This is a genomic window from Pseudomonas fluorescens (genome assembly GCF_900215245.1).
GTDB lineage: Bacteria > Pseudomonadota > Gammaproteobacteria > Pseudomonadales > Pseudomonadaceae > Aquipseudomonas > Aquipseudomonas fluorescens.
In genome coordinates, this window is the sequence record NZ_LT907842.1 from 4,307,550 (window position 1) to 4,325,246 (window position 17,697).

Genomic DNA, 17,697 nt, shown 5'->3' on the forward strand with positions numbered 1-17,697 from the left:
CAAAGCCGCGGCTCTTATTTTGAAGAAATGAGACAAGCAGGGGCATTCGGGTTGGTACCCGAACTATCAGCGTGATCCTAAGTGGCTTGTTTTGGTCGCTGCACTTGGCCTTTTGCAAGCAAACTCGGTGTTTCCGCCGGTGGTGTCCCCAAATCGAGGGTGACCAAGCATGCAAGAAAGCGTGATGCAGCGCATGTGGAACAGCGGCTATCTTTCAGGTGGTAACGCTGCCTATGTGGAAGAGCTTTATGAGCTCTACCTGCACGACCCTAACGCTGTGCCAGAAGAATGGCGCACCAAATTTCAGACGTTGTCTTCAGACGGCAACGCTGCCACCGATGTATCGCACGCAACAATTCGCGATCAGTTTGTGCTGCTGGCAAAGAACCAGCGCCGCGCTCAGCCGGTTTCCGCCGGGAGCGTGAGCAGCGAGCATGAGAAGAAGCAAGTTGAAGTATTGCGACTGATCCAGGCTTACCGGATGCGTGGCCACCAGGCGGCCCAGCTTGACCCGCTGGGGCTCTGGCAGCGTCCTGCACCTGCTGACCTGTCGATCAATCATTACGGCTTGACCAATGCCGATCTTGATACGACCTTCCGTGCCGGCGACCTGTTCATCGGCAAAGAGGAGGCGAGCCTACGCGAAATTCACGAAGCGTTGCAGCAGACATATTGCCGCACCATTGGCGCTGAGTTCACGCATATCACCGATTCCGAGCAACGCCACTGGTTCCAGCATCGTCTGGAAGGTGTGCGTGGCCGTCCGGTGCTGTCCGCCGACGTACGCAGCCACTTGCTCGAGCGCGTGACCGCAGCTGAAGGTCTCGAGAAATACCTGGGTACCAAATACCCGGGCACCAAGCGTTTTGGCCTGGAAGGCGGCGAGAGCCTGATTCCGATGCTTGACGAGCTGATCCAGCGTTCCGGTTCCTATGGCACCAAGGAAGTCGTGATCGGCATGGCTCACCGTGGTCGCCTGAACGTGTTGGTCAACACCTTCGGCAAGAACCCGCGCGAGCTGTTCGACGAGTTCGAAGGCAAGAAGAAGGTCGAGCTGGGTTCCGGTGACGTTAAATACCACCAGGGCTTCTCGTCCAACGTGATGACCACCGGCGGTGAAGTTCACCTGGCCATGGCCTTCAACCCATCCCACCTGGAAATCGTTTCTCCAGTGGTCGAGGGTTCGGTCCGTGCTCGCCAGGATCGTCGTAACGATGCCACCGGTGAAAAGGTCCTGCCGATTTCCATCCACGGTGACGCGGCATTCGCCGGTCAAGGCGTGGTGCTGGAAACGTTCCAGATGTCGCAGACTCGCGGCTTCAAGACGGGCGGTACGGTTCACATCGTCATCAACAACCAGGTTGGCTTCACCATCAGCAACCCGCTGGACGCGCGCTCTACCGAGTACGCCACCGACGTTGCCAAGATGATCCAGGCGCCGATCCTCCATGTGAATGGTGATGATCCGGAAGCCGTGTTGTTCGTGACCCAGCTCGCTATCGACTACCGCATGCAGTTCAAGCGTGACGTGGTGATCGACCTGGTTTGCTACCGCCGTCGCGGTCACAACGAAGCGGATGAGCCGAGCGGCACCCAGCCGTTGATGTACCAGCAAATCGCCAAGCAGCGCACCACCCGTGAGCTGTACGCCGAAAGCCTGACCAAGGCGGGCGTGATTGACGATGCGCGTGTTCAAGCGAAAGTCGATGAATACCGCAACGCGCTGGACAATGGTCTGCATGTCGTAAAAAGCCTGGTTAAAGAGCCGAACAAAGAACTGTTCGTTGACTGGCGTCCGTACCTGGGCCACGCCTGGACTGCGCGTCACGACACCTCGTTCGATCTGAAAACCTTGCAGGAACTGTCTGCCAAGCTGCTGGAAATTCCAGAAGGCTTCGTTGTGCAGCGCCAGGTTGCGAAGATCTACGAAGACCGTCAGAAGATGCAAGCCGGCGGCCTGCCGATCAACTGGGGTTACGCCGAAACCATGGCGTACGCGACCCTGGCGTTCGAAGGTCACCCGATCCGCATGACCGGCCAGGACATCGGCCGTGGTACGTTCTCGCACCGTCACGCGGTATTGCACAACCAGAAAGACGCGGGCACTTACATTCCGCTGCAACACCTTTACGAAGGCCAGCCACGTTTCGACCTGTTCGATTCGTTCCTGTCCGAAGAAGCCGTACTGGCGTTCGAATACGGTTACTCCACCACCACGCCTCAGGCGCTGGTGATCTGGGAAGCCCAGTTCGGCGACTTCGCCAACGGTGCCCAGGTAGTTATTGACCAGTTCATCACCAGCGGTGAGCACAAGTGGGGCCGTCTGTGCGGTCTGACCATGCTGCTGCCACACGGTTATGAAGGTCAGGGTCCGGAGCACTCTTCGGCCCGTCTGGAGCGTTACCTGCAGCTGTGCGCCGAGCACAACATCCAGGTGTGCGTGCCGACTACCCCGGCCCAGATCTACCACTTGCTGCGTCGTCAGGTGATCCGCCCGCTGCGCAAGCCGCTGGTAGTGCTGACTCCGAAATCGCTGTTGCGTCACAAATTGGCCATCTCGACCCTGGAAGATCTGGCCGACGGTTCGTTCCAGACCGTTATTCCAGAAATCGACACCCTGGACGCAGCCAAGGTCACTCGCCTGATCCTGTGCAGCGGCAAGGTTTACTACGACTTGCTGGAAAAACGCCGTGCCGAAGGCCGCGAAGACATCGCCATCGTGCGTATCGAGCAGCTTTACCCGTTCCCGGAAGACGACCTGATGGAGGCCATCGCGCCTTACACCAACCTCACCCATGTGGTGTGGTGTCAGGAAGAACCGATGAACCAGGGCGCGTGGTACAGCAGCCAGCATCACTTGCGTCGCAGCATCGGTAACCACAACAAGGCCCTGGGCCTGGAGTACGCCGGTCGTGACGCTTCTGCTGCACCTGCGTGTGGTTATGCGTCGATGCACGCCGAGCAGCAGGAAAAACTGCTGCAAGATGCTTTCACTGTTTAACGCCTTCGCGCTGACTGAAACCGAATTTTAAGGACCCACAGATAATGGCTATCGAAATCAAAGCCCCGTCATTCCCGGAATCGGTTGCCGATGGCACCGTTGCCACCTGGCACAAGAAACCAGGTGAGGCCGTCAAGCGTGACGACCTGATCGTCGACATCGAGACTGACAAAGTCGTACTGGAAGTGTTGGCTGAAGCTGACGGCGTACTGGGCGCAATCGTTGCCGAAGAAGGCGCTACCGTTCTGTCGAACCAGGTTCTGGGCTCGATCGAAGAGGGCAGCGCCGCTGCACCTGCACCGGCCGCTGCTGCACCGGCTGCTGCTTCCGCTCCAGCTGCTGCCCCGGCCGCTGCTGGCGAAGATCCAATCGCTGCCCCGGCTGCCCGTCAGCTGGCTGAAGAAAATGGCATCAACCTGGCGTCCATCAAAGGCACTGGCAAAGATGGCCGTGTGACCAAGGAAGACGTGGTTGCTGCTGTTGAAGCCAAGAAAAACGCTCCGGCCGCCGCACCTGCCAAGGCGGCTGCGCCAGCTGCCGCTGCGCCTGTGTTCGCTGCGGGCGACCGCACCGAGAAGCGCGTACCGATGACGCGTGTACGTGCCACCGTGGCCAAACGTCTGGTTGAAGCACAGTCGAACATGGCGATGCTGACCACGTTCAACGAAGTCGACATGACTGAAGTCATGGCCCTGCGTTCGAAGTACAAGGACCTGTTCGAGAAGTCCCACAATGGCGTGCGCCTGGGCTTCATGTCGTTCTTCGTGAAAGCGGCCACCGAAGCGCTGAAACGCTTCCCGGCAGTCAACGCTTCCATCGACGGCGGCGACATCGTTTACCACGGCTATGCCGACGTCGGCGTTGCCGTGTCCAGCGACCGTGGCCTGGTGGTGCCGGTTCTGCGTAACGCCGAGCTGATGAGCCTGGCTGAAATCGAAGGCGGCATCGCTGGCTTCGGCAAGAAAGCCCGTGACGGCAAGCTGACCATCGACGAGATGACCGGTGGTACCTTCACCATCACCAACGGTGGTACCTTCGGTTCGATGATGTCGACCCCGATCGTCAACCCGCCACAAGCTGCGATCCTGGGCATGCACAACATCATCCAGCGTCCGATGGCCATCAACGGCCAAGTCGTGATCCGCCCAATGATGTACCTGGCACTGTCTTACGATCACCGCCTGATCGATGGTAAAGAAGCCGTGACTTTCCTGGTGACCATCAAGAACCTGCTGGAAGACCCGGCTCGTCTGCTGCTGGATATCTGATAGAAGCAGCTGCAGGCCTCAAGTGACAGGCTGCCGGATAAGGCAGCCGGGCTTGAGGCCTGCGGCTTGAAAGCTTGCTGCTAAATAGAGGAACTATTTTCATGTCGCAGAAATTTGACGTTGTAGTGATTGGTGCAGGTCCTGGCGGCTACGTTGCCGCCATCAAGGCCGCACAACTGGGCCTCTCGACTGCTTGCATCGAAAAATACACCGACAAGGAAGGCAAGCTGGCGCTGGGCGGTACTTGCCTGAACGTTGGTTGCATTCCTTCCAAGGCGCTGCTGGACAGCTCCTGGAAATTCCACGAAGCCCAAGACGGCTTCGCGATCCACGGCATCAACCACGCTGGCGTGACCATGGACGTGCCAGCAATGGTCGGCCGTAAAGCCAACATCGTTAAAGGCCTGACTTCCGGCGTTGCCACCTTGTTCAAGGCCAACGGTGTGACTTCCCTGCAAGGCCACGGCAAACTGCTGGCCGGCAAGAAAGTTGAAATCACCAAGCCAGACGGCTCGGTAGAAGTCATCGAAGCCGAAAACGTGATCCTGGCTCCAGGCTCGCGCCCAATCGACATTCCACCTGCTCCAGTTGACAACAACGTGATCGTTGATTCGACCGGCGCCCTGGAATTCCAAGCGGTTCCCAAGCGTCTGGGTGTGATCGGCGCTGGCGTAATCGGTCTGGAACTGGGTTCGGTATGGTCGCGTCTGGGTGCCGAAGTGACCGTTCTGGAAGCCCTGGACACGTTCCTGCTGGCTGCCGACACGGCGGTGTCCAAAGAAGCCTACAAAACCCTGACCAAACAAGGTCTGGACATCAAGTTGGGCGCTCGCGTGACCGGCTCGAAGGTTAATGGCGAAGAAGTTGTCGTGACCTACACCGACAAGGATGGCGAACAGACCATCACTTTCGACAAGCTGATCGTTGCCGTTGGTCGCCGTCCAGTGACCGCTGACCTGCTGGCTTCCGACAGTGGCGTGAACATCGACGAGCGTGGTTTCATCCACGTTGACGATCACTGCGCTACCACCGTTCCAGGCGTGTACGCCATCGGTGACGTGGTTCGCGGCATGATGCTGGCGCACAAGGCTTCCGAAGAAGGCATCATGGTTGTCGAGCGCATCAAGGGCCACAAAACCCAGATGAACTACGACCTGATCCCATCGGTTATCTACACCCACCCGGAAATTGCATGGGTCGGCAAGAACGAACAGCAGTTGAAAGCTGAAGGCGTTGAAGTTAACGTCGGCACCTTCCCGTTTGCCGCTTCTGGCCGTGCCATGGCAGCCAACGACACCGGTGGTTTTGTCAAAGTCATCGCTGATGCCAAGACTGACCGCGTATTGGGCGTCCACGTGATTGGCCCGAGCGCTGCAGAACTGGTTCAGCAAGGCGCGATCGGTATGGAATTCGGCACCAGTGCCGAGGACCTGGGCATGATGGTCTTCTCCCATCCAACCCTGTCCGAAGCGTTGCACGAAGCAGCGTTGGCAGTGAATGGCGGCGCCATCCACATCGCCAACCGCAAGAAGCGCTAAGCGAGATAATAAGAAACCACGGCGGTTGCCCGTCGTGAGCCTTGCGCGCAAGACTCACCGCGGAATGTCCGCCGGACGCAGTCTTGCGCAGCTTTACGGGCCTTGAGCCCTGCAAGTTGTGCAAGCAGCAGTCACAGGTGGCGCGGCACTCATAATGAGCGCAGCGCCGAATGCGCAGTACCTAACGAAGACGGTAAAAAGCATGAATCTTCACGAGTATCAGGGTAAGCAGCTGTTCGCTGAATACGGCCTGCCAGTATCCCAGGGCTACGCAGTAGACACCCCGGAAGCAGCAGCAGAAGCTTGCGACAAAATCGGTGGTACCGAGTGGGTTGTCAAAGCCCAGGTCCACGCTGGTGGTCGCGGTAAAGCGGGCGGCGTTAAGCTGGTTCGCAGCAAAGAAGACGCCAAGGCATTCGCACAGCAGTGGCTGGGCAAGCGTCTGGTGACTTACCAGACTGATGCCAATGGCCAACCAGTCACCAAGATCCTGGTTGAATCGTGCACTGATATCGCTAAAGAGCTGTACCTGGGCGCTGTCGTTGACCGTTCGAGCCGTCGCATCGTGTTCATGGCTTCCACCGAAGGTGGCGTGGACATCGAGAAGATCGCTCACGACACGCCAGAAAAAATTCTGAAAGCCACTATCGATCCACTGGTTGGCGCTCAGCCATTCCAGGGTCGTGAACTGGCTTTCCAGCTGGGTCTGGAAGGCAAGCAAGTTGCCCAGTTCGCCAAGATCTTCGTGGGTCTGGCCAAACTGTTCCAGGATCACGATCTGGCCCTGCTGGAAGTGAACCCGCTGGTGATCAAGGCTGACGGCGATCTGCATTGCCTCGATGCCAAGATCAACATCGACGCCAACGCCATGTACCGTCAGCCTAAGCTGAAAACTTTCCACGATCCGTCGCAAGACGATCCGCGCGAAGCGCACGCTGCCAAGTTCGAACTGAACTACGTAGCCCTGGAAGGTAACATCGGTTGCATGGTCAACGGTGCTGGCCTGGCCATGGGTACCATGGACATCGTCAACCTGCATGGCGGCAAACCAGCCAACTTCCTCGACGTGGGCGGCGGTGCTACCAAAGAACGCGTTACCGAAGCCTTCAAGATCATTCTGTCCGACGCCAACGTCGCTGCAGTACTGGTCAACATCTTCGGCGGCATCGTTCGTTGCGACATGATTGCCGAAGGCATCATCGGTGCAGTGAAAGAAGTCGGCGTTAAAATCCCGGTTGTTGTTCGCCTTGAAGGTAACAACGCTGAACTGGGCGCTAAAGTACTGGCAGAAAGCGGTTTGAACATCATCGCGGCTACCAGCCTGACCGACGCTGCTCAACAAGTTGTCAAAGCTGCGGAGGGCAAATAATGAGCGTCCTGATCAATAAAGACACCAAAGTTATCTGCCAGGGTATTACCGGTTCGCAAGGTAGTTTCCACACCCAGCAAGCCATCGAATATGGCACCAAGATGGTTGGCGGCGTAACTCCGGGCAAAGGCGGCACCGAGCACCTGGGTCTGCCAGTGTTCAACACCGTGAAAGACGCTGTAGCTGCCACTGGCGCCACCGCCAGCGTTATCTACGTTCCAGCTCCTTTCTGCAAAGACTCGATCCTGGAAGCGGCATTCGGCGGCATCAAGCTGATCGTTTGCATCACCGAAGGCATTCCTACCCTGGACATGCTGGACGCTAAAGTTAAGTGCGACGAGCTGGGCGTAGTCCTGATCGGCCCTAACTGCCCAGGCGTGATCACTCCAGGCGAATGCAAGATCGGCATCATGCCAGGTCACATTCACTTGCCAGGTAAAGTCGGTATCGTTTCCCGTTCCGGCACCCTGACCTACGAAGCTGTTAAGCAAACGACTGACGCCGGTTTCGGCCAGTCGACTTGCGTCGGCATCGGTGGTGACCCGATCCCAGGCTCGAACTTCATCGACATCCTGAAACTGTTCCAGGAAGACCCGAAGACCGAAGCGATCGTCATGATCGGTGAGATCGGCGGTTCGGCTGAAGAAGAAGCGGCTGCCTACATCAAGGCACACGTGACCAAGCCGGTTGTTTCCTACATCGCTGGTGTGACTGCCCCTGCTGGCAAGCGCATGGGCCATGCTGGCGCAATCATCTCTGGCGGCAAAGGCACTGCAGACGAGAAATTCGCTGCGCTGCAGGACGCAGGCGTTAAAACCGTGCGTTCGCTGGCAGACATCGGCAAAGCCCTGGCTGAGCTGACCGGTTGGGCTGTCAAGTAAGCCTCGCGCTTAGCTGACGCTTTACCAGGCAAAGGCCACCTTCGGGTGGCCTTTGTGCGTTCTGGGTATTGCTCATCAGATTGGATGCCCCGTTCATAGGTGGGAGCTGGCTTGCCTGCGAAAGCATCGACGCGGGTTACCTGACGGGCCGAGTCGCTCGCATCGCAGGTAAGCCAGCTCCCACATGGGGCTGTATTGTCAAAATTAAGTATGAAAACGCGACATTGTGATGTCGCTTATCGGACAGTTCGCCCCGCAACAGTGCGTTTGTCAGCCTAATTCTGTACTCTAGCCGCCTCTTTATGCGTCCGCATCCCAAAAGGAAGCGGCGCGCTAGACCGGTCGGTCCCCATAAGGGCCGGCAGCAGTTCCCTCATCCACAGGGAATCCCTCTCTAAATTCCGATTCAGTAGTGTGGTATTTCCCTAAATGAAAGTGTTGAAAAGCCAGGATGTCCTGGCGTTAGGCTTTATGACCTTTGCCCTGTTCGTGGGCGCCGGCAACATCATCTTTCCGCCTATCGTTGGTTTGCAGTCCGGGCCTCACGTCTGGATGGCAGCGCTGGGCTTCTTGATCACCGCAGTCGGTCTGCCGGTGGTTACCGTGATCGCCCTGGCCAAGGTTGGCGGGGGGATGGACGCGTTGAGCAGCCCTATCGGCAAGATCGCCGGGGGCCTGCTCGCAGCGGCGGCGTATCTGGCGGTAGGGCCACTGTTCGCCACGCCGCGTACTGCGACCGTGTCGTTTGAAGTAGGCCTGGCGCCGCTGACCGGCGAAAGCCCGTTGGCGCTGTTCCTCTACAGCTCGGTGTATTTCCTGGTGGTGTTCTTTGTTTCGCTCTACCCGGGCCGACTGCTGGATACCGTAGGTCGCTTCCTGGCACCGCTGAAAATCATCGCGCTGGCCATCCTCGGCATCGCCGCGTTTGCCTTACCGGCCGGTGATGTCGGCGTCGCCACGCCGGAATACGTCGCTGCACCGTTCTCCCAAGGCTTCATCAATGGTTACCTGACCATGGATACCCTGGGCGCGCTGGTGTTCGGTATCGTCATCGTCAACGCCATCCGTTCCCGGGGTGTTGAATCGCCACAGCTGATCACCCGCTATGCGATCATCGCCGGGCTGATTGCCGGGGTGGGCCTGGCGCTGGTGTACATCAGCCTGTTCCGTCTGGGTTCGGGCAGCCATGCGGTGGCCGCCGGTGCAAGCAACGGCGCGGCGGTGCTGCATGCTTACGTGCAACATACGTTCGGCTCCCTGGGCAGCGGCTTCCTCGCTGTGCTGATCTCCCTGGCGTGCCTGGTCACAGCGGTTGGCCTGACCTGCGCGTGTGCGGAGTACTTCAGCAAAGTCCTGCCGCTGTCCTACAAGACGCTGGTAGTGATCCTGGCGCTGTTCTCGCTGTTCGTGTCCAACCTGGGCCTGACCAAGCTGATTGCTTTCTCGATCCCGGTACTTACGGCGATCTACCCGCCGTGCATCGTGCTGGTGGCCCTGAGCTTCTGCAAAGATTTCTGGCTCGAGCAGGGCCGCATTGTCGGCCCGGTCATGCTGGTGTCGTTCATCTTTGGCTGCATTGATGCGCTCAAGGGCGCGGGCCTGGCGGATTGGCTGCCTGCGCAGTTGGCACATCTGCCGCTGAGCGAGCAAGGTCTGGCGTGGCTGGTACCTGCGGTGATGACACTGGTCGTAGCCGTCGTGGTTGACCGCATGCTCGGCAAGCGCAGCGAAGCCATCGCTTAACCCGCGGTTTCACGCTGTACTGAAATGCCCCGTATCAATCGATACGGGGCATTTTTTTTGTGTGAGAGACCACAACCCCTAAAGTGTGGAATACGGTCAGTGTGGGAGCGGGCTTGCTCGCGAACGCGGTGGATCAGTCATGCACCAGGAGACTGACACACCGCGTTCGCGAGCAAGCCCGCTCCCACATTTAGATCGCATTAATATCCGTACACCGAGCAAAAGGCCTCCGCATGTCGTTCGTCGAAACCAATCAGATCCACCTGCTTGCTGCCCTCTGGTTTGTCCTGTGCTGGGGCGGTTATACCCGCTACGCCACGTGGAAGGCCCGTGACACCGCGTGCCTGGCCAGCGTGCTGCATTTGTATCGTGAAGACTGGATGCGCCGCATGTTGCTGCGCGATAACCGTATCGCCGATGCCAGTGTGATCGGTAACCTGGAACGCAATGCCTCGTTCTTCGCCTCCAGTACCTTGATCATCCTCGCCGGCATCCTGACGGTGCTGGGGGCTTCCGAGCGTGCGGTATCGTTGCTGGCGGACATCCCCATGGTGCAACAGGCGTCCCAGGGTATGTCGGAAATCAAGCTGCTGTGCCTGGCACTGGTGTTCGTCTATGCGTTTTTCACCTTCAGCTGGTGCATGCGCCAATACAACTTCGCTGCGGTGCTGGTGGGGTCGGCGCCGATGATTGGTGAGCGGCATGTGTCGGAGCAGGAGCGCAAGGCCTTCGCCCTGCGGGCGGCGCGGGTGATTTCGATGGCGGCCAACCAGTTCAACTTTGGCCTGCGTGCTTATTATTTTGGCATGACCATGCTGGCCTGGTTTGTCAGCCCGTGGTTATTCATGTTGATGAGCAGCGGGGTGGTGTTGGTGCTGTATCGCCGCGAGTTTCATTCCGACGTACTGCAGGTCATGGTCTACACGCCAACCGATATGCCGGTGACGGAGCCGGCTAAAGAAGCGGTGTCTTAACCAGTGGCGCCAAGGTTAATTAAACTTTTGGGCGCTGAAAAAACAGCAGACAAAGTAAAGCCCGCTATGTAAGCGGGCTTTCTTTTTGCAGCAATTGCCAGGCTATTAAGGCTTGGCAGGTGCTACTGGAGTAGCGGTACCGTCTTCTTTTGCTTTTTCAGCGTTCGCATCAGCCTGAGCTTTGGCAGCATCGGCGTTTTCTTTTGCAGCGTCGTTCACTTTATCCTGTGCTTTTGCCATGTCCTTCTGAGCTTGCTCAGAATGCGCTTGTGCATCTTGGGCTTTGTCTTCGGATTTCTTATCGCAGGCAGCGAGGCCGAGGGCAGCAGCCAGCATCATGGAAATAGCTAAAGTCTTGCGCATGGGGTGTTTCTCCTTAGTGAAGATATCTACTGGCCTTTCGAGCTTAGTCGGCCAGCATTAGTTCCTTTTGTTTCAAAGATATATAAAACGTGACGCTCAAGGAACTTTTGCGCCTACCCCCAGGCACCTCTAATCGACACTAATAAGAGTCTGAACACATGACCGAAAATCCCTTGTCAGCGCGTGCCACACGCTTCGTTTCGGCGCTGCGCCACTGCCAGGTATTAGGCATCACCGTCCATGCTGCCAGCGAAGAGGGCATGACGCTGGTCCTGCCTTACAGCCCGAGCATCGTCGGCGATCCTCAAACCGGGGTGATTCACGGTGGCGCGCTGACCTCCTTGATGGACACTGCCTGCGGCATGGCCACGCTGTGTGTCTTGCCGGAGTTCGAGGTGTGCCCGACGCTGGACCTGCGGGTCGACTACATGCATCCGGCCGAGCCGCACAAGCCCGTGTACGGCTTCGCCCAATGCTATCGGGTGACCACCGACGTGATCTTCACCCGCGGCTTCGCCTATCAGGATGATCCGCAGCAGCCGATTGCCCACGTGGTCGGCACGTTCATGCGCATGGGCAAGCGCCTCAAGGGCACGCAAGGGCTGAGCAGCACCCTCAAGGGGGAGCAGGCATGACACATCGATTCAAGACCCGCCTCGAACAGGCCCATCACCGGGGTAATTACGAGGCGCTGCTCGACCTGGTCCCTTACGCCAAGCTGATTGGCATTGAATGCACAAGGTTGGGGGATGAACTGCTGTTTCGTCTGCCGGCCAACAAGGACAACATTGGTAACCCCATATTGCCGGCGCTGCACGGTGGGGTGATTGCCGGGTTTATGGAGCTGTCGGCGGCGCTGCACCTGCTGGTGTTTACCGGCGCGCCAGGCCTGCCGAAAATCATCGACTTTTCCCTGGATTACCTGCGCGCCGGCCAGTTTCGTGACACTTACGCCAAGTGCCAGGTATGGCGCCAGGGCCGGCGCGTCGCCAACGTGGCAATCACTGCCTGGCAAAGCACTCCCGACGAACCGATTGCCACCGCTCGCGCACATTTCAAGATTGAGGAAACAGCCCGCCCTTGAAATCCTGGTCTTAGCCCCCAACTTTGATGACAACCCGCCGCCAACCCTGAAGGGCGCGGCCACTGCCATCCAATTGGAGTTTGATGACCATGAGTGTGGAAACTCAAAAGGAAACCCTGGGCTTCCAGACCGAGGTGAAGCAACTGCTGCACCTCATGATCCATTCGCTGTATTCCAACAAGGAAATCTTCCTTCGCGAATTGATCTCGAACGCCTCTGACGCTGTCGACAAATTACGTTTCGAAGCCCTGTCCAAGCCTGAGTTGCTGGAAGGTGGCGCCGAACTGAAAATCCGTGTGAGCTTCGACAAGGACGCCAAGACCGTCACCCTCGAAGACAACGGTATCGGCATGAGCCGTGAAGACGCGATCACCCATTTGGGCACCATCGCTAAATCCGGCACCGCAGATTTCATGAAGAACCTGTCGGGCGATCAGAAAAAAGATTCACACCTGATCGGTCAATTCGGTGTGGGCTTCTACTCGGCCTTTATCGTTGCCGACAAGGTTGAAGTGTTCAGCCGTCGCGCCGGCCTCGACGCCAGCGAAGGCGTGCACTGGTCTTCCAAAGGTGAAGGCGAGTTCGAAATCGCCACCCTCGACAAGGCTGACCGTGGCACCCGCATCGTGCTGCACCTCAAAGCGGCTGAAGATGAATTCGCCGACGGCTGGCGCCTGCGCAATATCATCAAGAAATACTCCGACCATATCGCGCTGCCGATCGAGTTGCCGAAAGAGCAGGCTGCTGCCGAAGGCGAAGAGCCGCCTGCCCAGGAATGGGAAGTGGTCAACCGTGCCAGCGCTCTGTGGACGCGTCCTCGTACTGAAGTCAAAGACGAGGAATACCAGGAGTTCTACAAGCACATCGCGCACGACTACGAAAACCCGCTGAGCTGGAGCCACAACAAGGTTGAAGGCAAGCTGGAATACAGCTCGCTGCTTTACGTACCGGCGCGTGCGCCGTTCGACCTGTACCAGCGAGAAGCGCCCAAAGGCTTGAAGTTGTACGTGCAGCGCGTGTTCGTGATGGATCAGGCAGAGTCCTTCCTGCCGCTGTACCTGCGCTTCATCAAAGGTGTGGTCGACTCCAACGACCTGTCGCTGAACGTGTCGCGGGAAATCCTGCAGAAAGACCCGATCATCGACTCCATGAAGTCGGCGCTGACCAAGCGCGTGCTCGACATGCTGGAAAAACTGGCGAAGAACGAGCCAGAGCAATACAAGGGCTTCTGGAAAAACTTCGGCCAGGTCATGAAAGAAGGCCCGGCGGAAGATTTTGCCAACAAGGAAAAAATCGCCGGCCTGCTGCGTTTTGCCTCGACCCAAGGTGAAGACGGTGAGCAGGTTGTGGCGCTGGCCGAGTACCTGGCACGCGCCAAGGAAGGTCAGGACAAGATCTACTACCTGACCGGCGAAACCTATGCTCAGGTCAAGAACAGCCCGCACCTGGAAGTCTTCCGCAAGAAAGGCATCGAAGTGCTGCTGTTGACCGACCGTATCGATGAGTGGCTGATGAGCTACCTCAGCGAGTTCGATGGCAAAACCTTCGTCGACGTGGCCCGTGGTGACCTGGACCTGGGTAACCTGGACTCCGAAGAAGAGAAGAAGGAAGCCGAAGAAGTCGCCAAGGCCAAAGAAGGCCTGGTTGAGCGGATCAAGACCGCCTTGGGCGAGGCTGTCAGCGAAGTGCGGGTTTCGCACCGTCTGACCGACTCCCCGGCGATTCTGGCCATCGGCGAGCAGGACCTGGGCATGCAGATGCGTCAGATCCTGGAAGCGAGCGGTCAGAAGGTTCCGGATTCCAAGCCGATCTTCGAATTCAACCCGGCTCACCCGCTGATCGAGAAACTCGATGGCGAGCAAAGCGAAGAGCGTTTTGGCGACCTGTCGCACATTCTCTTCGACCAGGCGGCCCTGGCCGCTGGCGACAGCTTGAAAGACCCGGCCGCCTATGTGCGCCGACTGAACAAGCTGTTGGTTGAACTGTCGGTTTAACACCGTTGTAGAAAAACCCGCTTCGGCGGGTTTTTTCGTTCTAGTGCACCTCAACTGGAGTAAATGATGAGCCAAGTCACTGTGCGTTCCGTGGTCTATCAGATTGATGGCCAGTCTTATGAGAGCCGCCTGGCGTTTGATGCCAGCCACAAGGGCCCGCTGCCGGGTCTGTTGATGGCGCCGAACTGGATGGGTGTGAGTGCGGGTGCCGAAGAAATTGCCAAAAGCGTGGCCAGTAAAGGCTACGTGGTGTTAATCGCCGACCTGTACGGGCAAACCGTGCGGCCATCGAATGGCGATGAAGCGGGCGCGGCAATGATGCCGTTGAAAAACGACCGGCCGTTGCTGAACAAGCGTATGCAGGCAGCCTTTGAGCAACTGCAGGGCCAGGCTGAAGCCGCTGTCGATACCGCGAAGCTGGCGTCGTTCGGTTTCTGCTTTGGCGGTTGCTGCACCCTGGAACTGGCGCGTACCGGCGCACCGTTGAAGGCCGCCGTGTCGTTCCACGGTACCCTCGACACGCCGAACCCGGCGGATGCGAAAAACATCAAAGGCTCGGTGCTGGTGCTGCACGGCGCTTCCGACCCCTTGGTGCCCAAGGAGCAGTTGCCGGCGTTTGAAGATGAAATGAACGCGGCCGGTGTGGATTGGCAGTTGCTCAGCTACGGCGGTGCGGTGCATTCCTTCACTGACCCGCATGCCGATGTGCCGGGCAAGATGATGTACGACGCGAAGACCGCTGCGCGAGCGTTCCAGTCGATGCATAACTTGCTGGATGAAGTGTTCAAGGGCTAAGTCTTCAGCGCCTGTGCCGGCCTCTTCGCGAGCAAGCCCGCTCCCACATTTTGATTGGTGAACACGGTTAAATGTGGGGGCTGGCTTGCCTGCGATAGCTATCTGACAGGCAACTCAATCCTTTCAGACTCTCCCGGCACCGTCGGCCAATCCCCTGCAGCCCAACGCTGCCGCGCCTGGTCAATCATCGCCGGGTCGCTCGCGACAAAATTCCAATTGATCCGCCGTGGCCCATCCAGCGGCGCACCGCCAAACACCACCAAGTGGCAATCGCCATCAGCAAACAGCGTCATTTCCTGCCCGGCAGGCAATACCACCAGGCTATGCACCTCTAGCGGCTCGCCGTCCAACTGCGCCGCGCCATCCAGCACATACACCGCCCGTTCCTCGTGCTCATCCGGGATCAGCAGCGTGGTGGCCGTTTGCATCTGCACCTCGGCATACAGCGTGGGCGACAGCACCGGCACCGGCGATTTAAGGCAGAAACCCGTGCCGGCGATCAGGCGAATGTGCACGCCCAGGTTGTCACTGATTGGCAGGGTCGCCGCCGGGTGATGGCTGTAATGCCCCGGACCGTGCTCGTGGTCCTTGGGTGAGGCCAGCCACACCTGCAGGCCATGCAGGCTGAAACCGCTGGCTTGGACGGCTTCGGGCGTACGCTCGACGTGGGCAATCGCGCTGCCGGCCGTCATCCAGCTGACGTCTCCGGCCTGTACCACTTGGTCCGAGCCCAGGCTGTCCTTGTGCTGCAGCGCGCCTTCAAACAGATAGGTGAGGGTGGACAGCCCGATATGCGGGTGCTGGCGGATGTTCATGCCCGTGCCCGGCGCATAACGCGTCAGTAACATGTGGTCGAAGAACACGAAAGGCCCGACGCTGCGGCATTCTCGCGATGGCAACGGGCGCAGGATCGGCTGCCCTTCGATATCTTCGGCGCGCGGGCGGATCACGGTGAGGGTGGTCATGGTGCGTCCCTGTCTGAGCGGGTTAGATGGCCCTGAGCATAACCCGCTCGACGGGTGGATGGCGCTACTGGCTGAAAGCGCCTTCGGACAATGTCGTCTCGATGGTGACTTCTGCGGTGGTCATCAGTTTGTGCACGGGGCAGCGATCGGCCACGCGGTGCAGCTCCTCGCGCTGTTCATCGGTGAGCACACCCTTGAGGGTCAACTTGACGTTGAGCGTGTATCGGCCTTTTTGCTCTTCAGTGCTGTCGTGGGTGACTTCCACGGTGACGCCGGTGAGGGGAATGTCTTTTTTCTGGGCATACAGTTTGACGGTCAGCGCCTTGCACGAGGCCAGGGCTGCATCGAAATAGTCGTGGGGGGAGGGCGCCGAGTCGTCGCCGCCCAGGCTTTTGGGCAGGTCGGTGAACAGTTCGTGGTTATTGATATTCACACTGTGGCGAAAATTGTCGTGGTTCAGGGTGTTGACGGTAACAGGCATGGTGAACCTCACAGATGGGCAGGATGAAGGTCATGCAGTTATAGAACATGCTGGCACTGAGGTGTTCCGGGTTTTTTAGCGGTGAACCGGTTTGCATCGCGCAAGGTCTACCCACATTAACCCGCTTTGAGGTTTTACCGTGCCCTGGACCCGCCTGAGTCTCGCCCTGTTGCTTGCCGCCGCCAGCCTTGCCGTACAGGCTCGCGAGTATGCCTACAGCGATGCGCACCTGCACTACGTCGACTTCTTCCAGGAAACGGCAGGCATGGACACACTGCTGAAGGCCATGGCGGACAATCGCATCGAGCATGTGATGATTTCCGGCATTCCCGTGGCGAAGAAATGGCACGAAGATGAACCCAAGCGCCCACGTTACTACGCGGGTGACGATGCCGATGCCTATTGGTACAGCGCCACCGACGTGATCGTCGCGGCAGCGGTGAACACACTCACCCCTGAGCAGCGGGGGCATTTTCATCCATTTTTGTCGGGGTTCAACCCTAACGACAAGAACTCGGCGGCGCATATCCAGCGCATGCTCGACCTCAACCCAGGGCTTTGGCAGGGCATTGGTGAAGTGTTCACACGGCATGACGACCTGACGGCCTTGACGGCAGGTGACACCCCGCGCGCCAACAACGAAGCCATGACGCGCATCTATCACCTCGCGGCCGAAAACGATTTGCCGGTGATGCTGCACTCCAACATCACTTCCAAACGCGAGCGCAACCCGCTGTACCTGCCAGAGGTGGAAGCATCGCTGCGCAACCACCCGCACACCCGATTTATCTGGGCGCATGCGGGGACCAGTAAAGAGATTCATCGCCATCAGGTGCAGATGGACTTTTTGCTCCCAACCTTGAGCCGTATGTTGCAAGCCTATCCCAATCTGTACATCGACCTCTCCTGGAGCATGCTCACGCCGTACTTGCTGGATGAGGCAGGCAAGCCCCGCGCACAGTGGTTAAAGCTGGTAGAACGCTTCCCTGAGCGCTTCGTGGTGGGTTCGGACGTTGTAGGGCGCTTCAACAAGCTCGGTAAGGAAATGCGCCGCTTTGATCCTTTCCTCGACGCGCTGCCGGAGGACGTGGCTCGCAAGGTCGCGCGCGATAACTTCCTGGCCGTTCTGCCGAAACGCGCTCGCGATGAGCAGGCCCATTGAAATCGCGTTGTCGTCTTTCGCACATTGGCTGAAGGACCGATAGCTTTTCAGGAGGCGCGCTGCAGATCGCCAACCGGTT

The 17,697-nt window shown here is 58.4% G+C and carries 15 protein-coding genes; 12 read left to right on the forward strand and 3 right to left on the reverse strand.

Features of this window, described 5'->3' with window-relative positions; all coding sequences use genetic code 11:
* The first annotated feature begins 169 nt into the window (after positions 1 to 169).
* From CPH89_RS20245 to CPH89_RS20275, 7 genes are all read left to right on the forward strand, one after another.
* Positions 170 to 3,001, forward strand: coding sequence for a 2-oxoglutarate dehydrogenase E1 component (locus CPH89_RS20245; protein ID WP_053255230.1), 2,832 nt, complete (start codon positions 170 to 172; stop codon positions 2,999 to 3,001).
* Between the two features lie 44 nt (positions 3,002 to 3,045).
* On the forward strand, positions 3,046 to 4,269 hold the full coding sequence (gene odhB, locus CPH89_RS20250) for a 2-oxoglutarate dehydrogenase complex dihydrolipoyllysine-residue succinyltransferase (protein ID WP_053255231.1): 1,224 nt from the start codon (positions 3,046 to 3,048) through the stop codon (positions 4,267 to 4,269).
* Positions 4,270 to 4,370: 101 nt separating this feature from the next.
* Positions 4,371 to 5,807, forward strand: coding sequence for a dihydrolipoyl dehydrogenase (lpdA, locus tag CPH89_RS20255; RefSeq protein ID WP_053255232.1), 1,437 nt, complete (start codon positions 4,371 to 4,373; stop codon positions 5,805 to 5,807).
* 202 nt (positions 5,808 to 6,009) lie between these two features.
* Entirely contained in the window at positions 6,010 to 7,176 is a 1,167-nt protein-coding gene (sucC, locus tag CPH89_RS20260; protein WP_053255233.1) for an ADP-forming succinate--CoA ligase subunit beta, read from the forward strand.
* A complete protein-coding gene (gene sucD / locus CPH89_RS20265) occupies positions 7,176 to 8,057 on the forward strand; it encodes a succinate--CoA ligase subunit alpha (RefSeq protein ID WP_003172813.1) in 882 nt (293 codons plus the stop codon). The genes sucC and sucD overlap by 1 nt, the downstream gene beginning before the upstream one ends.
* Before the next feature lie 429 nt (positions 8,058 to 8,486).
* The gene (gene brnQ / locus CPH89_RS20270; protein ID WP_053255234.1) at positions 8,487 to 9,800 is read left to right on the forward strand and encodes a branched-chain amino acid transport system II carrier protein; all 1,314 of its coding nucleotides are present in this window, start codon (positions 8,487 to 8,489) and stop codon (positions 9,798 to 9,800) included.
* A gap of 233 nt (positions 9,801 to 10,033) precedes the next feature.
* Positions 10,034 to 10,774 carry a DUF599 domain-containing protein gene (locus CPH89_RS20275; RefSeq protein ID WP_053255235.1) on the forward strand — a complete coding sequence of 247 codons (741 nt, stop codon included), beginning with the start codon at positions 10,034 to 10,036 and terminating at the stop codon, positions 10,772 to 10,774.
* Between the two features lie 105 nt (positions 10,775 to 10,879).
* Here the strand turns inward: CPH89_RS20275 and CPH89_RS20280 are convergent, their stop codons facing one another.
* Entirely contained in the window at positions 10,880 to 11,137 is a 258-nt protein-coding gene (locus tag CPH89_RS20280) for a hypothetical protein (RefSeq protein WP_053255236.1), read from the reverse strand.
* Positions 11,138 to 11,295: 158 nt separating this feature from the next.
* Between CPH89_RS20280 and CPH89_RS20285 the strand changes: the two genes are divergently transcribed.
* The 4 genes from CPH89_RS20285 (at position 11,296) to CPH89_RS20300 (ending at position 15,010) form a co-directional block, all read left to right on the forward strand.
* Positions 11,296 to 11,772 (forward strand): PaaI family thioesterase, encoded by a 477-nt coding sequence (locus tag CPH89_RS20285; protein ID WP_053255237.1) that lies wholly within the window; start codon positions 11,296 to 11,298, stop codon positions 11,770 to 11,772.
* Positions 11,769 to 12,221: a PaaI family thioesterase gene (locus CPH89_RS20290; protein ID WP_053255238.1), complete on the forward strand. Its 453-nt coding sequence runs from the start codon at positions 11,769 to 11,771 to the stop codon at positions 12,219 to 12,221. Before CPH89_RS20285 ends, CPH89_RS20290 begins: the two co-directional genes overlap by 4 nt.
* A gap of 89 nt (positions 12,222 to 12,310) precedes the next feature.
* Complete coding sequence (htpG, locus tag CPH89_RS20295) at positions 12,311 to 14,215, forward strand: molecular chaperone HtpG (protein ID WP_053255363.1); 1,905 nt, start codon at positions 12,311 to 12,313, stop codon at positions 14,213 to 14,215.
* Positions 14,216 to 14,281: 66 nt separating this feature from the next.
* On the forward strand, positions 14,282 to 15,010 hold the full coding sequence (locus tag CPH89_RS20300; RefSeq protein WP_053255239.1) for a dienelactone hydrolase family protein: 729 nt from the start codon (positions 14,282 to 14,284) through the stop codon (positions 15,008 to 15,010).
* Between the two features lie 98 nt (positions 15,011 to 15,108).
* Here CPH89_RS20300 and CPH89_RS20305 read toward each other — a convergent pair whose 3' ends face one another.
* Together CPH89_RS20305 and CPH89_RS20310 are read right to left on the reverse strand one after the other, a co-directional pair.
* Positions 15,109 to 15,975, reverse strand: a complete 867-nt coding sequence (locus tag CPH89_RS20305) for a pirin family protein (RefSeq protein ID WP_053255240.1) — start codon at positions 15,973 to 15,975, stop codon at positions 15,109 to 15,111.
* Between the two features lie 64 nt (positions 15,976 to 16,039).
* Positions 16,040 to 16,456 (reverse strand): OsmC family protein, encoded by a 417-nt coding sequence (locus tag CPH89_RS20310; RefSeq protein WP_053255241.1) that lies wholly within the window; start codon positions 16,454 to 16,456, stop codon positions 16,040 to 16,042.
* Positions 16,457 to 16,595: 139 nt separating this feature from the next.
* On the opposite strand from CPH89_RS20310, the gene CPH89_RS20315 reads away from it, so the two are divergent.
* Complete coding sequence (locus CPH89_RS20315; RefSeq protein ID WP_053255242.1) at positions 16,596 to 17,618, forward strand: amidohydrolase family protein; 1,023 nt, start codon at positions 16,596 to 16,598, stop codon at positions 17,616 to 17,618.
* Positions 17,619 to 17,697: the final 79 nt, after the last annotated feature.